This window comes from Blastococcus mobilis (assembly GCF_900188025.1).
In the GTDB taxonomy this organism is placed as follows: Bacteria; Actinomycetota; Actinomycetes; order Mycobacteriales; family Geodermatophilaceae; genus Blastococcus_B; species Blastococcus_B mobilis.
This window is the reverse complement of record NZ_FZNO01000045.1, coordinates 1-17844: the sequence shown is the minus strand read 5'-3', so window position 1 is coordinate 17844 and position 17844 is coordinate 1. Positions and strand designations below refer to the sequence as shown.

The 17844-nt window shown below is 68.1% G+C and carries 14 protein-coding genes and 2 pseudogenes; 10 read left to right on the top strand and 6 right to left on the bottom strand.

Features of this window, described 5'->3' with window-relative positions:
* Window positions 1–1536 precede the first annotated feature (1536 nt).
* Window positions 1537–1998 carry a helix-turn-helix domain-containing protein gene (locus CHB94_RS23305; protein ID WP_089338934.1) on the top strand — a complete coding sequence of 154 codons (462 nt, stop codon included), beginning with the start codon at window positions 1537–1539 and terminating at the stop codon, window positions 1996–1998.
* An 801-nt stretch (window positions 1999–2799) separates the two neighbouring features.
* On the opposite strand, the gene CHB94_RS24755 is transcribed toward CHB94_RS23305, so the two are convergent.
* Both CHB94_RS24755 and CHB94_RS23300 read right to left on the bottom strand, forming a co-directional pair.
* A complete protein-coding gene (locus tag CHB94_RS24755; protein ID WP_141137622.1) occupies window positions 2800–3339 on the bottom strand; it encodes a hypothetical protein in 540 nt (179 codons plus the stop codon).
* A gap of 909 nt (window positions 3340–4248) precedes the next feature.
* Entirely contained in the window at window positions 4249–9375 is a 5127-nt protein-coding gene (locus CHB94_RS23300; RefSeq protein WP_089338933.1) for a thioesterase domain-containing protein, read from the bottom strand.
* Between the two features lie 308 nt (window positions 9376–9683).
* Between CHB94_RS23300 and CHB94_RS23295 the strand changes: the two genes are divergently transcribed.
* Both CHB94_RS23295 and CHB94_RS23290 read left to right on the top strand, forming a co-directional pair.
* Complete coding sequence (locus tag CHB94_RS23295) at window positions 9684–9977, top strand: hypothetical protein (protein WP_089338932.1); 294 nt, start codon at window positions 9684–9686, stop codon at window positions 9975–9977.
* On the top strand, window positions 9974–10597 hold the full coding sequence (locus tag CHB94_RS23290; protein ID WP_141137621.1) for a hypothetical protein: 624 nt from the start codon (window positions 9974–9976) through the stop codon (window positions 10595–10597). Before CHB94_RS23295 ends, CHB94_RS23290 begins: the two co-directional genes overlap by 4 nt.
* A gap of 533 nt (window positions 10598–11130) precedes the next feature.
* Here CHB94_RS23290 and CHB94_RS23285 read toward each other — a convergent pair.
* Window positions 11131–11748 (bottom strand): recombinase family protein, encoded by a 618-nt coding sequence (locus tag CHB94_RS23285; RefSeq protein ID WP_176445719.1) that lies wholly within the window; start codon window positions 11746–11748, stop codon window positions 11131–11133.
* A gap of 234 nt (window positions 11749–11982) precedes the next feature.
* Between CHB94_RS23285 and CHB94_RS23280 the strand changes: the two genes are divergently transcribed.
* The 7 genes and pseudogenes from CHB94_RS23280 (at window position 11983) to CHB94_RS26470 (ending at window position 14456) form a co-directional block, all read left to right on the top strand.
* A complete protein-coding gene (locus tag CHB94_RS23280) occupies window positions 11983–12216 on the top strand; it encodes a hypothetical protein (RefSeq protein WP_089338930.1) in 234 nt (77 codons plus the stop codon).
* Window positions 12206–12517 (top strand): type II toxin-antitoxin system PemK/MazF family toxin, encoded by a 312-nt coding sequence (locus tag CHB94_RS23275; RefSeq protein WP_089338929.1) that lies wholly within the window; start codon window positions 12206–12208, stop codon window positions 12515–12517. Before CHB94_RS23280 ends, CHB94_RS23275 begins: the two co-directional genes overlap by 11 nt.
* Window positions 12518–12587: 70 nt before the next feature.
* On the top strand, window positions 12588–13103 hold the full coding sequence (locus CHB94_RS23270; protein ID WP_254920879.1) for a DUF6933 domain-containing protein: 516 nt from the start codon (window positions 12588–12590) through the stop codon (window positions 13101–13103).
* Between the two features lie 22 nt (window positions 13104–13125).
* Window positions 13126–13338, top strand: a complete 213-nt coding sequence (locus CHB94_RS24750) for a hypothetical protein (protein WP_141137620.1) — start codon at window positions 13126–13128, stop codon at window positions 13336–13338.
* Window positions 13339–13372: 34 nt separating this feature from the next.
* On the top strand, window positions 13373–13570 hold the full coding sequence (locus tag CHB94_RS24745; RefSeq protein ID WP_141137619.1) for a transposase: 198 nt from the start codon (window positions 13373–13375) through the stop codon (window positions 13568–13570).
* Window positions 13519–13770 (top strand): annotated as a pseudogene (locus CHB94_RS26880) (transposase); the annotation flags it as partial. The gene CHB94_RS24745 and the pseudogene CHB94_RS26880, both read left to right, overlap by 52 nt.
* Window positions 13771–13895: 125 nt before the next feature.
* Entirely contained in the window at window positions 13896–14456 is a 561-nt protein-coding gene (locus tag CHB94_RS26470; RefSeq protein WP_254920878.1) for a hypothetical protein, read from the top strand.
* A gap of 113 nt (window positions 14457–14569) precedes the next feature.
* On the opposite strand, the gene CHB94_RS23260 is transcribed toward CHB94_RS26470, so the two are convergent.
* The 3 genes and pseudogenes from CHB94_RS23260 to CHB94_RS23250 all read right to left on the bottom strand — a co-directional run.
* Complete coding sequence (locus CHB94_RS23260; protein ID WP_089338927.1) at window positions 14570–16690, bottom strand: CHAT domain-containing protein; 2121 nt, start codon at window positions 16688–16690, stop codon at window positions 14570–14572.
* Between the two features lie 30 nt (window positions 16691–16720).
* A complete protein-coding gene (locus tag CHB94_RS23255; protein ID WP_141137618.1) occupies window positions 16721–17143 on the bottom strand; it encodes a CU044_2847 family protein in 423 nt (140 codons plus the stop codon).
* Window positions 17144–17298: 155 nt separating this feature from the next.
* Window positions 17299–17526 (bottom strand): annotated as a pseudogene (locus CHB94_RS23250) (ISNCY family transposase); the annotation flags it as partial.
* Window positions 17527–17844: the final 318 nt, after the last annotated feature.

The window sequence follows — 17844 nt, the reverse complement described above, 5'->3', positions numbered from 1 at the left end:
CCGCCCCGACCCTCCCGGCGCTCAGCGCCTGACCCAACCAGCACAGATCACGCGGTGTGACCGAGCTCGATACACCACGTCAGCGGACTTGACCGGCACACGAGGCGGTAACAGCAGTCGGAGGTCGACGATTCCTCGCAGGTGATCACCCGCTTGATCGCCGCACACAGGCAGTTGAGCAGCGTCATCTGGACAGACCTGCGTGTGTTGACGGTTCAGTTGCAGCTAAAGATCAGCTAGGGCTAAACTGGCGCAGCGACCGTCGTGTCGACCTTCCGGAGGTACCGATGCGCTTCCCCCGCCGCTTGCGGACGCGTCCCGTGCTAGCGCTCCTCCAAGGACTGACGGGGAAGCCGGTGGTGGAAGGGCCCCCTCCACCGCCCGCCTCGTCCTCGAGCTTGTACCTCGTCGTTGACATGACAGGCTCTCAGGTTGACGCGACGGCGTCGAGACACCACTGGGAGTGCCCGGCCTTCCTTATCGCCGTCGAGGCCTTCGTTGAGTCCTGGGCCAAGTGGAGTGCCTTTGTCCGTCTTTGGACTCAATGGCGGACGCGTCACGACGACGATCCCGAGGATGGGGCCGACGGTGGCCAGGCGATGCCCCGCCCACCAAACGGTCCTCGGGGACCCCTGCCCCCACCCGTGGGGGCCGACTCAAGGGGACAGGTGCGCCCATCGGGTGGCGGCCGGTCCGGACCGGCGACGCCGTGGTGGAGTGTCGACTCTCGGCTATCGGCTCGCGCTGTTCGGCAGCACCGCCTAGAGGGACACCCGTGCTCGCCGAGCTCTTGGGAGAGGCGTCGGCTGCCGCAGAGCTGGCCGGCTGCGGCGGAACGGGCTCCGGCCCAAGAGCGCCGCCTGGTTGCGTGGGCGCTGACCGTGGCGATTGCATGTGTTGAGCTGTCCTGGTGGCACCGGGCGCTGTGGCAGGTGGAACTGGCCGCGGCTACAGCGACTGAGCGGTTGGAATTGCTTGTGCTTACTCGACCGGTGGCGATCCGGGGGTCGCGGGAGCTACGAGAGCCCTGGCGGGCCAATGCCCTGGCCGCAGAACGGGTGCGGACGCAGCGCATGCGACAGCACACTGCGATGGATGCACCCGTTCAGCTGCCAGCAGTATCCGCGTCGGCAGATCACGGTGATGGCAGGGGCTTCGCCGACGCCGACACAGCGGCCGAGTGCGCGGACTTTGCACTAGAGGGGCTGCGCAGGCTAGGGCGCACGGGCGCGGGCAGTCGAGTTCCCGGAGCTCATTTTCCTACTGCGGGCGTGGCCAACAACCTGCGCCGCCGTCGTTGGCACCGGGCGCTGCGGTGGTTCGCCGGATCTCGGTTGCATGCATGGACCACACGACGTCTACTACTGCGGGCGCCGGCAGAGTCACGTGGGGCTATCCCGGCTCAGCAAGACGGTGGTCTTCCCGCTACCAGGTCGTTGAGTCTGACTGGATCACACCTGAAAGCCGACGACCACCACTTGACTCGCCATTGGGAAGGAAGTGAGTCTGGCATCTGTCAGATCGAGAGACGTCAGGATGAAGGAGCGGGACCTCATCGAGGAGGTGGAGATGTTTCGCAGAGGGCGGCCTAGTGCGCAGCGGGCGTATGACCTGTTGCGTGACGGCTACATCAATGCTGCCGACATTCCCGCCGAGTTCCCGGATTCATACGAGGGGCGAGTGGCATATGAACGCGACTACCTGTCCGGCCAGATCGTCGAGGGTGTCCAAAGCTTCATGGAGGAGCGCGGGCTCAACCAGCAGGAGGTTGCTCGCAGGATGGGCCTCACGGAAGGCCGAGTGAGCCAGATACTTTCTGGCGAGCAAAACCTCACCTTAAGGACGCTGGCGAGTCTTGCCGCCGCACTGGAGGGACACTTTCACATCTGCTTCGGCGAGGGCATCACCCCTCCCTGGAAGCAGCATCCGGAACCAAGGAGCACCGAGGAGGATGCCCTGCGGGCAAAAGCTCATGCCGTTGGTCGCCACCCGCGCTAGAGAGCTACTCCTCTAGTCTAGGAGCCTGCTGAATAAGCCCGAAATCCGGCTACGCGCCGTTGAAGAAGCGCAGGTCAGCGGCTTGCGTTGAGTCTCCAAACCGACTTGTTCAGCAGTCTCCTAGCTGCACTGACCACGTTGGTGACGGCGACCGGTGACATGAGGAAGGCCTCCGAGTGAGGTGTGGAGCGGTCTGGGAACCGTCGCTCCTCGCCCGGAGGCCTTCGCGCCCCACGCCAATGCTGTTCAGTCTCATAACAAGTGACGCCCCACGCCAATGCCTTGTTCGCTCCGCGAGGCCGGCTGCCGTTGACTCGCATCGTCAAGGAAGGCTGGACGTTCATGCGCCGTGTAGCCAACCGCTCTCAATGTCGGAGAGCACCACTGCTCGCTAGGCAGGCCACCATCGGAGGAGCAAAGCCTGGCAGGCATGGCCGAGCGCTCAACCGGCCCCGCCGCAGTCTGCGGCGCACGCCCACCCACCTGGAGCGGCAATCCGCCGCCACGAGCTCCCCGCACCACGGCGAGCTGGGGACCCGACACCAAAGTGCTCCGCCGTATCACCGACGACAGCGGCTGACACGATCCACGACCAGGGCCCACCAACCCAACCGGGGACCCAACCGGGGCCGCAGCCACACCACCCTCGGCGGCCGACCTCCTGCCAGCCACGTCAACAACGAATCATGGCAGAACATCGACCCGCCCGGCATCTGACCTTGATTGAGCCCCCTAGTCATGCGCGGGCGATGTCGACTGATTCGGTGACTCCTGGTCAGGAAGGGCAGACGTGGGGCGCGTTCAGACCAAATCCTGGATTACCCTTAGCATCTGCTGCTCCTGTCCCATGTCATACGCAAACTCGATAAGATCATATAGCGGCTCATCTTTTGCTTGACAGGCTCGATAGGCATTTGACAGTCGCCCCTGAAGAGTCTTTGCTTCTGGGCCGGTCAAGGCGTCAAGATATCTCTTCAAGGCTCCATGAACCTTCTCGTGAACCGGAAGATCGACGCCCTTCGGCGTCAACTCATAGATCCGCCGAACGATTCCTTCCACTGTCGCGACTCTGGCTGTAGCTAGCTTTCCATCCAGCACATAGGTCATATGACTGGCCAGTCGCCACACGGCGTCTATGATTCGGCCGATTGCACTGGTTGGGCTGACACCCCTGGTCCTAAGTGGATTGTCGCCCGGGCGGCGAGCGAAGGTCACCGTGCTCCCTAGGCCGAGCCCGACCCCGGCAACTGATCCGCCTATGGAAGTCTGCGGGATGGACGCCACGACTCCAGATACCGCGCCGGCTATCAGGCCTATTAGCACGAACAGGAAGGTGGCCAACCTGGAGGTTGTGAATGGCCTGCGTTCAGAGAATCTAAAATAGAGCTGAGTCCAGGCGACTACTGCGCCAGCTAATCCCGCGATCCACACAGCTATAGGCACGGTCGATTGAACTTTCTTCTCTTTGAAATTGCTACCGGACCTGAAGCTGCCTCCCTACGGCGACGGATGACTGAACCCTGGGTGGTGACTGTACCGAAATGAGCGCTTCGTGAGGGCACTCATGGCTCTAGGCGGCACGCAGGGCACCTGCAAAGTCCGGAGATGAGCGCCTTAGCTGGGGGTTTGAGGCCGGACACGGGCCATGTGGTGATTTGAAGGTGTCTAAAGCCATCGATCACCAGCGAGGCCCGTGTCCGCGAGTTCATCCTCCCGTCCGTCCTGCTCGACGCGGTCACCAGTCAGGCCTGCCGTCCGAGCGGCTGGAAGTGCCGCGTCGATCAGCCTGCTGCAGACCTTGTCTGCGGTCTCCGATCCCGTGCGGGCACCGGCGCCCCCGGTTCCCGGGCTCGGCCGGCGTCGCCGTAGCAGGTTCGTCCTGCGGGACGGCGGGCGGCAAACGGTCCGGCGCACAAGCCCTGCCGTCGCGGCTGTGCGAGAGGACGGCGTCAAGGCGGAGGACAGCGTCGAAGAGCTCCAGGGGTCCAAGGCCGTGACGCTCGTGGTGCGGGACGGGGACACCGTGCGCCGTCCCATGGGCCCCTTCTTCACCGCGACAGTTCCGTCCTTGTTGGCGCACTGCACCGGCGCGGCCTCGACGTCGCGCCACCCTCATAGAGAACAAGTGAGGCGATCTTGTCTCAGCCGGCTTACTGGTTCAGCCACGACGGGCGAGTCATCCTGCCTTGGGCAGTGCCCGTATCACCGTGGCTCACCGACGGCTAGCGTGGTGATGGGTCCAGCGGACGCCTAATCGGCAAGGTCTGCGACCCGTGTATCGCCTGCGACGACGAGCAGGTCGACGACTCGCTGCCACCGGGCGATACGGTCGGGAGTGACGAGGTCAGGGCGCCGTTCCCGAAGCCATTCCGGCAGGGTGTAGGTCGCGGCGCAGTTCTCGCCGGCGCCGGCGACGATGCGCTCGATCCAACGCAGGCCCTGCTCGATCTGGTCGGAGACGTCGAGTTCGCGGACCGCGATGACGAGGTGGTCGATGCTCATGCGCGAGTGCGGGACCGCCGCGAGCCAGCGGTCAACTTGCGGCGCCCATGACAGCAGGCTCCGCCAGCGGTAGGGCTCTCCTGCGAGCTCGATCGTGAGGTATCCCCATTCAGCGGCAGTGTTGGGGATCAGAGCGGCTTCGACGTAGTCGCCCCAGGTCCGTTCGGAGAAGAGGCCTGCATCCGCCTGAGCCGCGTCGAGGGTCATGTCCATGATCGCGGGCCAGAGGCGCTGCGCTTGTTGGCCAGCTTCCGCCCGTTCCTCCGCCGCCACGGCGACGGCCTGGAGCGCCTCCCCGAGCGGTCGCGCACGACCGAGATAGCCCCGGACGTAATCGAGGACCGGCTCGTCGCGGCCCCCAATGGCCTGCCACAGCGCCGCGCGTGCTGCCACGAGCGCGTCGCTGCGACTGTGGTGATAGCCGTGCTTGTACGCCAGCATTGCACGCTGATGTGCCGCGAGGAGCGACCGTAGGGCGTGCTGCGCGTCCTCCGCGCAGCACGCCGAGCTGATCGCTGCTGCGCCGGTAGCGCGCAGAGCGGCCGTGAGCCGCGAGACTAGGACGTCGCCGCCCTCCAGAGCGTCAAGCGACCCGGCGCTAGGCGGCTCGAGGGCGATGACGGGGCGCCGTTGGGCTTCTTGATTCCAGGGCCCCAGGCGTGAGCGAAGGAACGACTCGGTGACCAGGTCGAAGGCGACACGGTGGTGGCAGCGGCCGAACAGGTGCGCCGTGTCGCACGGCGCCGCCCAGACGTCGTCGAGCCCGCGTGCGTAGGCGAGCCGCGTCTCGTTTGCGCCGTTGACGGCGACGGCGCGACTGAGTGCGACCAGTTCGTCGACGCCGTCGGCGTCGAGCACGGACAGCGCAGACCGAACCGCGCCCGCCGCGGGCAGCAGAAGCAGGGGCAAGGCCCGTCCCGCGGACCGGTCAGCCCCTTGGGCGAACACCGTATCGTCGAAGTCGTCGTCCTCGCGGTTGTCAGTGGCGGCGGCGACCTGCAGTAGCACCTGAGCGCTCCAGACCAGGTCGTCGTCAGACACCGTCACCCGGGACGTGAGGTGCAGCTCCAGTGCCGACGCCGCGACGGCGACAGGGCCGTCCGCGGACAGGGCGCGCGGTTCGGGAGGGTCGTCCCACAGTGCCTTTGCGAGGACGAGGTCGGCGGCGAGCGCATCGTCGTCGATGTCGGGCGCCCGGCCGCCGTTGTCGCGGCCGTGCGCGTGGCGGACGGTGAGGCCGACCGCGTCGTTAGTCCGGCGGAGGGCCGCGTTGGTCCCTCCGAGGACCTCTTCGACCTCGGGGTCGGGGGCCTGCTGGATCAGGACGCCCTCGTCGTGCGAGGTCACCTCGTAGGCGTCCCGGTCGAGGGCCGCGGCCCAGTTCCGGACCGCGGCGAGGTGCTCGCGGGCCGCGACGGAGGAGTCCTCGCCGACCTGCGCCCGGGCGTTGGCCTGCAGCTGCTCGCCGAGCGCCTTGAGTTCCGCGACGCGGTCGGCGTCCGCGGTCAGCGTCAGCGCCATGCTTGCCTCGCGCAGGCTCCAGCTGCGGCGTTCCGGGTTCGGTAGGTCCGGGATGCGTGCGGCGAGACCGCTCGACTGGTCGTTGACCGAGCGCGAGAACTCGAGCTGCCAGACCGCCGGCTCGACGAGGAAGGGGTCCAGGGCGTCGCCGACAACCTCCAGGTGCCGGACCAGCACGCCGAGTGCGAGCGCGGGCATCGCCAGACTGTGGGCGTCCTTGAGCATCATCGAGGTGAGTGCCTGCGGCGGGATACCTGCCCGGATGTACTCCTCCGTGACGAACTCGAGGGCTTGCAGCGCGCTCATGCACGGGTAGGGACCGACGCCGGTTCCGCGGTACCAAAGCCAGACGTGGCCGTCGCCGACGTACTCGCGCGGCTCTCCGGTGATCGACAGGACTTGCTTGCTCTCCTCATGGTCCTCAGCGAAGGGCCCGTGGCGGAGGTTGGGAAGGATGCGGACACGGCACAGCGCACCGTGGTCGAGCATCCGGTTGAGCAGCGACACACCTCCCAGGTAGTCGGCCCTGAACAGCGCTAGGAACGGTCCCTTCGCGAAGTGCGCGAGGGGCAGTCCCAGCGCGCTGAAATCGTGGTCGCGAATCCCGTCGTCGTGCAGTCCGCCATACGACCCGAAGTCGTCGTCGTCCTCGTCAGGCTGGTCGATGTAGTACGCGGCGGCGAGGGCGACGAGCAGTTCCGTGCTGTAGCTGGCGAGGCTGTTGCCAGCCAGCAGCGGCTCCACCGCGTGGTCGAGCGAGTGCGGCTCGTCCTCCGCGATGCGCCGAAGGATTGCCTCGCCGTCCTCGCTTAGGTCGGGGCCGAGCAGAGCGAGGTGCTCGACCTGCGAGTCGCCGATCCACAGGTACGGGCGGTGCCTCGTCGGCTCCGGCCGTCGACGGCGGCGTCGGGACATGGTGAAGGCGCCGGAGGCGCTGAACCTCCTACGTCGTGCCTCGTCCTCTGCGACCTGCTCGGGCGTTCGTGCGGCCAGCTCGGCGAGGCGGGCCGCTTCCTGCTCGTCCAGGGTCCGCTCCTTCGCACGGCACTGTTCGACGATGGCGTCGCGGAGCCTGATCCGGAGCGGATGTCCCGCAGGCGTCCCGGCCAGCACCAGCGCCCGGAGCCAGTCCCGGATCAGCTCGGCTGCCTCTCGCTGGATGGTGGGCGGTGTGCCGGCGTCGAGCAGGCGGGCGATCACGGGCTCGGCGACGATGGGGTCGAGCGTGCCGCCGCGTCGGTAGCGCGCGTTCAGGATGCGGATCATGCGGGCGGCGCCCTGGGCCTTGTCCTTGATGAGGGTCGGCCACGCATCACGCAGAAGTACAGCGAGGTCGGGCGCCACGAGCAGCGCCTCCGTCGGGACGTCGGACCATCGTTCGCCGCCTCCGGCTGTGGCGATGGCGTCGAAGTCCACCTGGAGCGTGGCGAAGCGACCCGCCCGGGGGTGCAGGGGCTCGTCGGGCGCGGACAGCATGATTTCGCAGGCGAGTCGGGCCGACGGCAGCGTCCAGCGGGCGACGCCCGCGGCCGTCAGGGAAGCCGCCGGGTCTCGTTCGGCGAGCAGCAGCCGTGCGACGGAGTAAGCGCGGAGCAGGTCGTGGCGAAACGAGGGGACTCGTTCCCAGGGCAGGCGGCTCGCCGGCTGCAGCAGGCCGGTCCGGCGCAGCCCGTCGACGGCGTCGTGGTCGAGCCGTGCAAGGAGGTTGTCGGGATCGCCTTTGCGGAGGGCGTGAGCGGCCAGGCTCAGCATCACGTTCTCCCGGGCGTCGGGCGCCCCTTGATCTCGGCGGCCAGAGTTGCGCACGAGGTGCTGCCAGACGTGGTCGAGCGCCTGTGACTCGCTCAGCGGCAGCCCCGGGTCGCCGGCCCGGCCGAGCAGATCGACGACGATGGGGCGGCGCAGTAGCTCGCGTGCGCGGGGGTTGTCGACGAGTCGTCGGAGAGCAGGGAAGTGCGCGGCCACGGCGTCGAGCTCGTCGTCGGTGAGGCCGGCCACGGTGTACTCGCGCGGGTCCTCGGCGCCGGACCTGAGCAGCTGCCGTACGACGGCGGTGCCCTCTGTGGACGTGATGGCGACCACGCGGACTCCCGCCTCCCGGGCGGCGCGGACGCAGTACGAGAGGACATCCGCGTGCTCCTCGGCGGCCGCCTCTGCGGCGTCGACGACGAGGAGCCGCTCAGGGGCCGTCAGCTCGCCGAGCAGCACTTCCAAGGGGCTCGAGAGCAGCGCGAGCAGCTCGAGTTGGCTGGCCGGCAGGTGCCGCAGGTTGAGCGCGACCGCCTGGCGGTCGGCGCCGAGCCGGTCGGGCGCGATGGCGTCCATCACCAGCGCGCTCTTACCGACGCCAGAGTCGCCCACGACGACGAGCTCGCCGTCGGCTGCTAGGGCGGCCCAGAGCTCGTCGCGGACCGCAGAGCGCGGCAGAGTCAGCTCGTTGCTTGCGCCCGGGCCGAGGGAGCGGGCGACTGTCGTCCGGGCTTGCTCGTCCAGGGCGAGTAGTCGCGTCCATCCCTGCGGCGCCGCGTGCGACGCGGGGGCGAGCGCGCCGTGGAGGCGCCTGCGCAGCGCCGGGGCGTCGAGGACGCCCGCGTTGCGCGCTAGCTCGCCCGACAGCTGCTCTAGCCGGTCGCGGAGAGCGAGCGCCTGCTCCTGCGTGTGGTCCCGCGAGACGGGCTTGAGGTCCTCGACGAGGCGGGTCCAGTCGTCCTCGTGGCCGGTCTCGAGATCGACCTGCATGATCCACAGTCGCTGCAGGAGGCGCCAGCAGCGGTGCTCCGGCGTCCCCGCGTCCTCGTCTCCGATGCCGCCGAGCGCGTCGGCGACCATGTCGATGAGGTGGTTGAGCCGGGGTCGCGTCTTGAACTTCCGTGGGGTACGCACGAGCTCGACAAACTCGTCGGCACTCGACTGGCCGCGCGCGACGACGGCAAGCTCGGCGAGCTCCTGCGCGTGCGCCTGCCGGCCGGAGACGGCCACCGCAAGGCGGCGCTCGACGAGCGGGTCCGCGCTCCTCTCGGCCGCCAGGTCGGCTCGGACCAGGAGCTTGACCAGCTCGGCAGTCTTGGTGTCGCTCCGGACGAAGCTGGGCGTGCGACGGACGGCGATCTCGAGGCGGACCGACGCGACGCCATCCGCGGCCCGCGCCGTGACAACGAGGTCGTCCACGTTTGCAGTAGGGGCCTGCTGAAAGGCGACGCGTTCGGGCGCCCGCTCGTCCAACTCGAAGACGGGCCCAGCGGTGAGGAGCCGGACGAGGAGCACCGTGCCCAGCCGGTGCTCCAGCCGGGTGCCGCCTCCCCCCGTCGCGTACGGGCTCGCGGCAATCGGCTCCTGCCCGGCTTCGTCCGGCACTGCGTCAGCTCCGCCCGTCGATGAAGGGTGTGCCAGAAGTGTCTCCCCATCCTCGACGTTCGCTCGTCCGCACCCGGGATGCACAGGCAACAGTCCATGGGCCGGTCGGAAAGAGAGTCACCACCAGCGGGGACGTCACCGCGCCCGCGGCACCGAGGGTAGGTGCCATTACCGCTCCCACAGCTGCGACACACTGTCCCGGTACTCGATCCGCGTGCGGCGACGACCTGAGTTGACCATCATGGACATCCGGTTGGTCCGGGTGGCATGACGGGAGCGCTCGTTGCCGTGACCTCGAGAAGGTGTGGATGACGGGCGGGGAGCTGGTGGAGTCCCGGTCGGTCTCGCTCGGTGACGTCATCAGCGGGGTGAGCGCGGACTACCTGGAAGCCTTCGGGTGGCCCTGGTTTCACGAGCAGGACGCGACGGAGTGGATCGCCTTCATCGGGCGGCACTTCGCGATGGCGGAAGCAGCAGCGATGGCCGGGGCCTGGGAACGCCGTCACGAGATCGAGGAGCTCCTCAGCGCGGGGGAAACCGCGCCGCCGATGATCGTCGCTTCGCGTCATCGATCTCACCATGCGGGCAGCCGACGACCATGACCAGTCCTGACCCGGACCGGCCCCGCCCGTCGCCGGAGCCGGAGAGTCCCGGGGAGGTGCTGGACGCGGTGGTGGCCGCGGCGCTGCGCCAGCTCGGCGCGCTGGACGATCGGAACCTGCCGATGCTGGCGGCGCACTGGGTCGCCCAGGGTCGGGACGGGGAGGTGCTCGTTGAGCTCGCCGGCCTGCACGGCGCCGAGCGGGAGATCGCCGACCTGTGGCCCGCCGTGCTCGCCGAGGTCGGGATCGCCGTCCCAGTTCCTCGTGACCGGTTGGTGGCGCTGCCCTGGGTCGCCGGTCAGGTGGCCGCCGGCCAGCGGCCCCTGGGCTGGCTGGTCACGGTGCTGTGGCCACCCCTGTACGTCCCTGCCGAGCCCGACGCCGCGGCCCCGGACGCCGAGGAGCAGCTGCTGGACGAGATCGTCTACACCCTCGATGACATCCTCGACTTCGCCGAGCGGGTCGCGGGCGATGCTGCACAGCGGACGCCGTGGTGGCGGTACCACGGGCGCGAGGAGGCGACCCGGGTGCAGAACGCGCTGCGGCAGGGCGAGCAGGCGGTCGCCGCGCTCGCCCGCAACGACCTGGCAGCAGCGAAGGCCGCGCTCACCGGCCGATGAACCGCCGCCAGGTCCGCGCCGAGGGGGCGCCGCGGCCATCGGCCCGGGCCAGCGCCCGCAGGCAGTGGTGCTGGGCGCCGGTCGGCCGGGCCCGGCCCACGCCGGATGGCGGGCGAACTGGTCGGGAGCGTCGAGGAGGTCCAGTGCCGCGCGAGCGGCATGCGCGGCGGTGTCGCGGTCACCGAGGCCGGCTGCGGCCTCGGCCACGGCCCACCGGGTCGCGGAGTCCTTGTCTTGCCATCCGGCCGGCTCGTACGTGGCCGCGGCCTGCGCTCCCCGGCGCTGGACGCATCGCCCAGGACTGTGGGATCTACCTGCTCAACGAGCAGCCGCAGCGAAGCCCGCTCACGTGGTGTCTCGTGGTGGGCCAGCTGTGGGGGCAACCTCGTCACGGTCGAGTCACGGAAGAACCCGCAGCCTTGGTCCGCAAGGCGAACCTCGTGCGGCATCTCACGGTCGGCCATGCGGTCGTGCTCGGGTTGTCCCGCAGTGCCCTGGGCTGCGGGACAACCCCGCGGTCGCCGCGGCGAAGCTCACCCGCAGTTTCTCGCGCTGTTCGCCCCTGCGCGGTGACCGTTCGTCTGGTCGCGTTGCAATGCCCGGTAGACGGTGGAGCGGGCGACGCCGAACAGGTCGGCCAGCTCGGCGGTGCTGTGCTCGCCCTGCCGATAGAGGTCCACGAGGTGGGCTTCCTGGCGCGGGTTGAGCTTGGGCTGCTTGCCGCGCAGCTTTCCCTTGGCCTTGGCCACCCGCATGCCTTCTCGGGTGCGCAGGCGGATCAGGTCGGATTCGAACTCGGCGACCATGGCCAGCACGTTGAACAGCAGCCGTCCGACCGGGTCATGCGGGTCGTACACCGGGCCGCCCAGGCTCAGCCGGACCTGTCGCACGGTCAACTCCTCGGCGATCGCACGGGCATCGGGCAGGGAGCGGGCCAGCCGGTCCAGCTTCGTCACCACCAGGGTGTCGCCTTCCCGACAGGCGGCCAGCGCCTCGCGCAGCCCGGGGCGTTCTCGGTTGGCGCCGGTCAGACCGTGGTCGACGTAGATGCGCCCCGGATCGACCCCGAGCGCGAGCAGCCCCTCGCGCTGGGCGGTGAGGTCCTGGGCGTCGGTGGACACTCTTGCGTAGCCGATCAGCAGCGCCGTCATGGCGCACCTCCGTGAGCAAGGCCGGTGCCGGCGCTCCGCTGCGCCGGTCCTCGGCGACGGCCGCAGCCGTTGCTCGCGGACGGTCCGCATCGGGGCTGGTCAGCGGCGGTACTGGGCCGCCACGTTCACCCGATCGCGCGATATCGACGAGTTCGCTGCTTCACGGACTCCGTCCTGGAAAGTCAGCCCAGCAGCTCCCTCCGCGCGTCTTACTTGTGGTGAGACACTTCAGGGGTGGCTGAGACGATCACCTTCCGTCCCGATGAAGATGCCCGGCGAGCGTTGGCCGTCCTGACGCAAGACGGCACCCCGGTCTCCACCGCCGTGCGCGCGGCCCTGATCGAGGCCGCCAAGACGGCCGCTCAGGACAGGCTCCGCGCAGAGGCCGCCGCGCTGGCCGCCGACGACGCCGACCGCGCTGAGGCCGCTCAGGTCCTTCGGGACATGGAGACGCTGCGTGCGTGGTGAGGTCTACCGCCTGCGCTCTCCCCGCGGCACACGGGGCCACGAGCAGGCCGGCATCCGCTACGCGGTCGTCGTCCAGTCCGACCTGCTGCCCCTCTCAACCTGGCTCGTCGCGCCCACGTCCACCTCGGCACGCGCAGCTACCTTCCGTCCCGAGGTGTCCATCGACGGGCGCCCGACCCGGGTGCTGGCCGAGCAGACCAGCGCAGTGGATCCGCAGCGCTTGGGAGAGTCGGCCGGGCACCTCAGCTTCGATGAACTACGCCAGGTCGACGCGGCCCTGCGCCTGGTCCTCAGCCTGTGAAGAACGCACCGCACGGGGCCTGAGGGATCCTTGCCTCTGTGCGCCAGCCCCCCGCCAGACGTAGGCCATTATGATCATCGTCCACGGCACCCAAGGGTTTCGGGACCGGGTGCCGGGACCGGCGGCTGGGCCGGGGGACGCGTCGACGACAGTGCTCGGGGCCTGGTATGCCACCGTGCTCCGGTGGCGCCGCCCGGCGGCGCTGTTCGTCAACGAGCTGACCTTGCTGCCTCTGATCATGCCGCTGGCCCCTGCCAGGACGCTGCTGACCCGGTTTCCTGACGCGCTCGCCGAACTGCTATCCGCGCACCGGCTGCCCGCGCCAATGATCGAGGGCGAGCACGCCCAGGCACTGGAGCACCGGTTGGCCCCGACCGCCAACCGCAGCCTTCTCGGGGTTATGAACGAGTTCGCCTTCCTCGCCGACGTCCACCGGGACAAGCAACCCGACCTCATGCGCCTGTCCATGCGGCTGGCCACAACCCCATGCGGTCCGCTCTTTCAGCGGCACATCAGCCCCGACCGGGAACTCGCGGCCCTCCTCGCCGGACTTTCAGCCGATCGGACAACCCGACCCGCGATCTAACGGCCACGCCGTGAGGTCCGCCGTGGAATCGGTACTTGGCGCGCCGCGCTGGTTGACTGATCCCATGGTCGCGCCACTACCTGCATCGGACCCAAGCATCGATCCGGATGCGCCGGTGCCCGACGATCCGGGCGAGCTGCTTCCCGACGCACCGGAGCCCTTGCCGCCTGCGCCGATCGAACCGACGCCGGACGATCCCGGCGGCGACCCGGGTGGCGTTCCGGAGCCTGCCTGATCGCTCATCGGCCCTCAGCGGTCGGCGGACTTCGATGCGCCACTCAGGTATCCCCTACGGGACAGCGGCGGGCTGGTGCCCCGGCCCGCCCGAGCGTCGCCGTAGCGGGTTCCTCAAGAAGGGCGTCCGCTCGGCCGGGGTGGCCCGACAGTACACCGGCACCACCGGCAAGATCGACAACTGCCGGATCGGCGTCCTCTGTGCCTACGCCACTCCGGCGGACGCGCCCTGATCGACCGGGAGCTCTACCGGCCGCGAGCCTGGACCGACGACCAGGAGCGGGCTCGCGCCGCCGGCATCGACTGGGTGGGCTTCGCCACCAAGCCGGAGCTGGCCCGCCGGATGCTCACCCCAACCCTGGACGCCGGCGTGCCAGCAAGCTGGCTGACCGCCGACGAAATCTACGGACAGGACAAGCGGCTGCGCGTGTGGTGCGAGCAGCACGGGCTGCCCTACGTGCTCGCCACCCGGGCCAACGACACCGTCGCCACCGTCGACTGGCGCCAACGCCGGGTGCGCGCGCTGACCGGCGAGCTGCCCGAGTCGGCCTGGCGCCGGTGTTTGGCCGGCGCCGGCGCACACGGGTGCGCCTCTACGACTGGGACCGGCTCGAGCTGCTGGCCGGCTTCGACCCCGGCTGGGCGCGGTGGCTGCTGGCCCGCCGCAGCATCCCCACCACCCCCGGCGAGGAGCCCGAGATGGCCTACTACGTCTGCGCCGGACCCGTCGCAACCAGCCTTGAGCAGCTCATGGCCGTGGCCGGCAGCCGCTGGCGCATCGAGGAGTGCTTCGCCGCCGCCTGGTACCGGCACATCACCCTGGCGATGCCCGCCCACGCCTACCTGTCCGCCACCCGCGCCACCGCGGAAAGGGGGCTCCGCAGCCGGAAGCGACTAGCTCATCGCGCTGACCGTGCCCGAGCTCCGGCGCCTGCTCCTCATCCTCATCCGCACGCACGACCCGACCCGACCACGCCGCCGACTGGTCCTGGTGGCGCCGACGACGCCACGCCAAAGCCCACTACCGCAGCCGAGGACAGGCGCCTCCATAACTGCCGTTGCAGTATTAGAAGATCATTTCATGACGAGTTGGGCGCGCCTCCCACGGGTGCCGGGTGAGCCTGCTGAGGTGGGTGCTCGCGCAACTGGTGCCTGACGAGCGGTGGGAGCGGGTCGCTCCGCTGTTCACCCGACTCCGCGACAGAGGGGCACCGCAGGCACAGACGCTTCAGCTACCGATTGCCGCTCATTTCTTCCAGGTCAGATGTTGACCAATCCCACAGTAGCGAATAATCGGATGGAGTGGTACCGAATGAATGAAAGTATGTAATGGGCAAGCCATCGATCACCCATCTGATGCCATACCAGGGCCCATCGTGTGAGCAGTGGATTGTGGCCGTCATGTCATCGGTTACCGTGTATCGCTGCTGCAGCGAACTATCAGGTGAAGGCGGGGTTGAGCAGTCGCCGCTGGGCGCCTCGCCAAGAGACTCTCTCGCCTTGGTTGGAGATTCCCATAGATCATAATAGCGTCCGGCGCAATCTGCCGACGCCAGCTCACCGGGTCTGCTCGCCGGTAATTCTTCGCAGGATTGCCTCACATATGCAGGCAGGTATGAGACCAATTCGTTGAAATCAGACGAGGGTCGCGATGAGATCCAGACGATGGTAAGAGATACGAGGCCGGTGGCCACCGCCGCCAGTATCGCTAGTACCATGCGGCGCTTCGGTGTGCCAGGCCCGGCCTGTACGTCCCCCTTCTTGGATTGCGAACTCTCGACCCCTAAGGCTGAGTTGCTTGATCTACTTGGAGCCCGTTCGTCTTTAACCAGCGCGCTCAGGCTGTCAAGCTTAGGCGCCTCGGCCTGGTGCCGCGGTACAGACTGCGAGGAGATCGGAGCATCAAAATCCGGTAGTTTGACCGCAATTCCGGGATGCTTCGGGCTGTTGGTCGCAGGTGAGAATGGCTCCGTATCAGGCTTACCCGACCCGGGAGGCGATTCCGTCGCCGAGTCACCGCGATCGGTCTGCAAGTTGTCTGCATTGGAGACTGGTGCGCTGGCCTCCGCCACTGGTTCGGCGGAGGTGACTGAGGTCTCACGCGGCTCGACACCGGTCTCGTCATCCGGCACCGGCTGAGCATCAACGTGTCGCCCCTCAAGTTCGACTCGTGATCCATTAGACGTGGTCAGGGTATGGGGCTCAGGCCCAGCCATCTGGTGAGCGGTGTGCGCTGACGGGGGGAGATCGAAGATGCGTCCGTCGGGGGCGCGAAGGTAGAGCACTGGGGTCGCCCACTCGATGGGGTTGGGTTCATCGCGGATGGCGTTTCGGGCTTCAGCTACGGCAGCGTCAAGTGGGTAGCCGTCCGCGACGGCCTCGTAGAGAGTGTGCGCGAATGTAATCGCAGATTGGTCAGTGATCTCAAACTGCATGGCTACGACGGCTGGAATACCCTGATATATGAGACTTTGTGCGGTACCCGAGTAGGGGTCCGCGAGTCCGCCTCTGGCGCCTTCGCACGAGTTAAGCAGGGCGAGTCGTAGGCTACGGTGGTCATACAGCAGCGCCCCGAGGTCGCCACCGCTAACCGGCTGGCCTCGACCGTCGGGACCCTCTAGAGCAAGCACGCCGTCTTGGGCTTCGAGGTCGTAGCGTCCGTGACCGATGTAGTGGAAGACGTGGTATTGACTGCGGCGCAAGTGCCTTCGTAGGTCGGCTAGGGTTCCGGCGGGCACCCGGTCGACCTGCACACGCCCAGCCCGCTGCAAGTCAGCGAGTGCCCCCTGCGTCTTGGCCCACTCCGCCGCGACGTCCAACGGCGGAAAGTCGGTGGGGCTGGCGGCCATCACCAGGATGCGTAAGGGAGGCTGCACGGCGAGTGGGCGAATCCTGCCGGGCAGCTCCAGGTACCGCACCACGGGCGTCCACTGCGACAGCGCCAAGTACCGTTTCTTGTCGCTATAGTAAAGGTATTCCCAGGGCAGGTCAGCCAGCTCGGGGCAATCGGCTAGTCGCAATCGCACCCGCAAACCCGTGTCTTCCTGCCCTTCTATCTGATCAAGACTCCTGGCTAGGGCATTGCGCACCTGATCGCGAAAGACCGCATCGAAAAGCCGCCCGCCGAAGGTTCGAACTGTCGCGACCTCTGGCGAGTTCTCCCCGCGAACAGCCTGCCGACGCGGCCGGCCGACTTTGAGCAGGAAGTTCTCAATCTCTAGGTCAGAGAAGGGTATTGTGACCGTTATTGGCCGAGTCTCTCCGACTGGGGAGCTTAGTACGCGCGCTCGATAGCTTCCGCTTTCGCCGGATTCGATTAATAGATCGAAGTTTTGATAGGCGCGCTCTTGCATCTCTGCCCCTGGTCGACATCTTTGGCCCGACTAGGCGTCGCCGGTTCTGGGGCGACGGTTCCAGGTCATTGAGACCTTGAAGTTGCCACTCGAGCTAGCTCCAGCCACGAAGGCACCTACCTCAGCGCTGAGCTGTAGCCCGAATTCCACGGAGATCTGCTCCGGAGTCTCCGCGATCGACCGCAGCTGGCCTAGCAGCCCCTCCAGCGCCGGCTGCACCCGCCCGACGGCCTGCTCGAAGCTCTGCTGAGCCTGCTCAACGATGCGCCGGTCTCGATCCGCCCAACCCCGAGTGACTTGATCGCCACCGCGGTCGTCGTCCTCGACCTGAACGAGCACGCTGCCGCCGTCGTTGAGCCGAAACTCCACCAGCCGTCGCATCAGCCCGCACTCCCTCCTCCAGCGAGGGACGCCACCGACGCAGACGGTACTCATGACCTCGCGTGAAGTCATCGGTCCTTGATCCGCGCCCACGTGCGGCTTTCTAGGCATGGAGAGGTCTCACGAGAGCTGCCTGATACATGGAGCAGCAACTGAGTCGACCTCCCAACTGCTCGTCAAGCACCCGCACCGGCCCGGCGTATCGCTCCAAGGGGCGTCGATTTCGGCTACTGGTCTACGAGGCCGAGGCTGCTCTTGCGTGGGATGACGACCGTCCGAACCCCGAGGTCGTGTAGGTCCTCCTCGACGCGGGTCTCGCCGTAGCCGCGGTCGGCGGTGACCGTGCCCGGCCGCCGCCGCGTGCGGGTGATCACCCGCGCCACGGCGGGGACCAACTGCGGCGCATCCGGCGGATGGCCCTCATCGACGGTGTGATCCAGGACCACCCCGTCGACGTTGTCGAGGACCTAGGCGCCGTGACGAACAAGCCGCAGCGCGACGGAGTCCACCCGAAAGGCCGCCGGAATGGCGCTCAGGCGGCTGGCGGAGCTATTCCGTCCCGCAGCAGCCGTAACAGATGTGCCTCCGTCTCGGGGGTTAGCCCCGGCCTCGGCCAGCCGGGTCGCGTCATCTGTCGTCGTGCCCGGCCGGTGACCTTCGTCGATCTCGGCCTGGATGAGTCGGGTAGCCCGGGGGAATTGCACCCCCGGGCTCCCACAGAACCGTGCGTGACAGTCTCCCGTCACACGGCTCTTGTCATCTGATCCAGACGA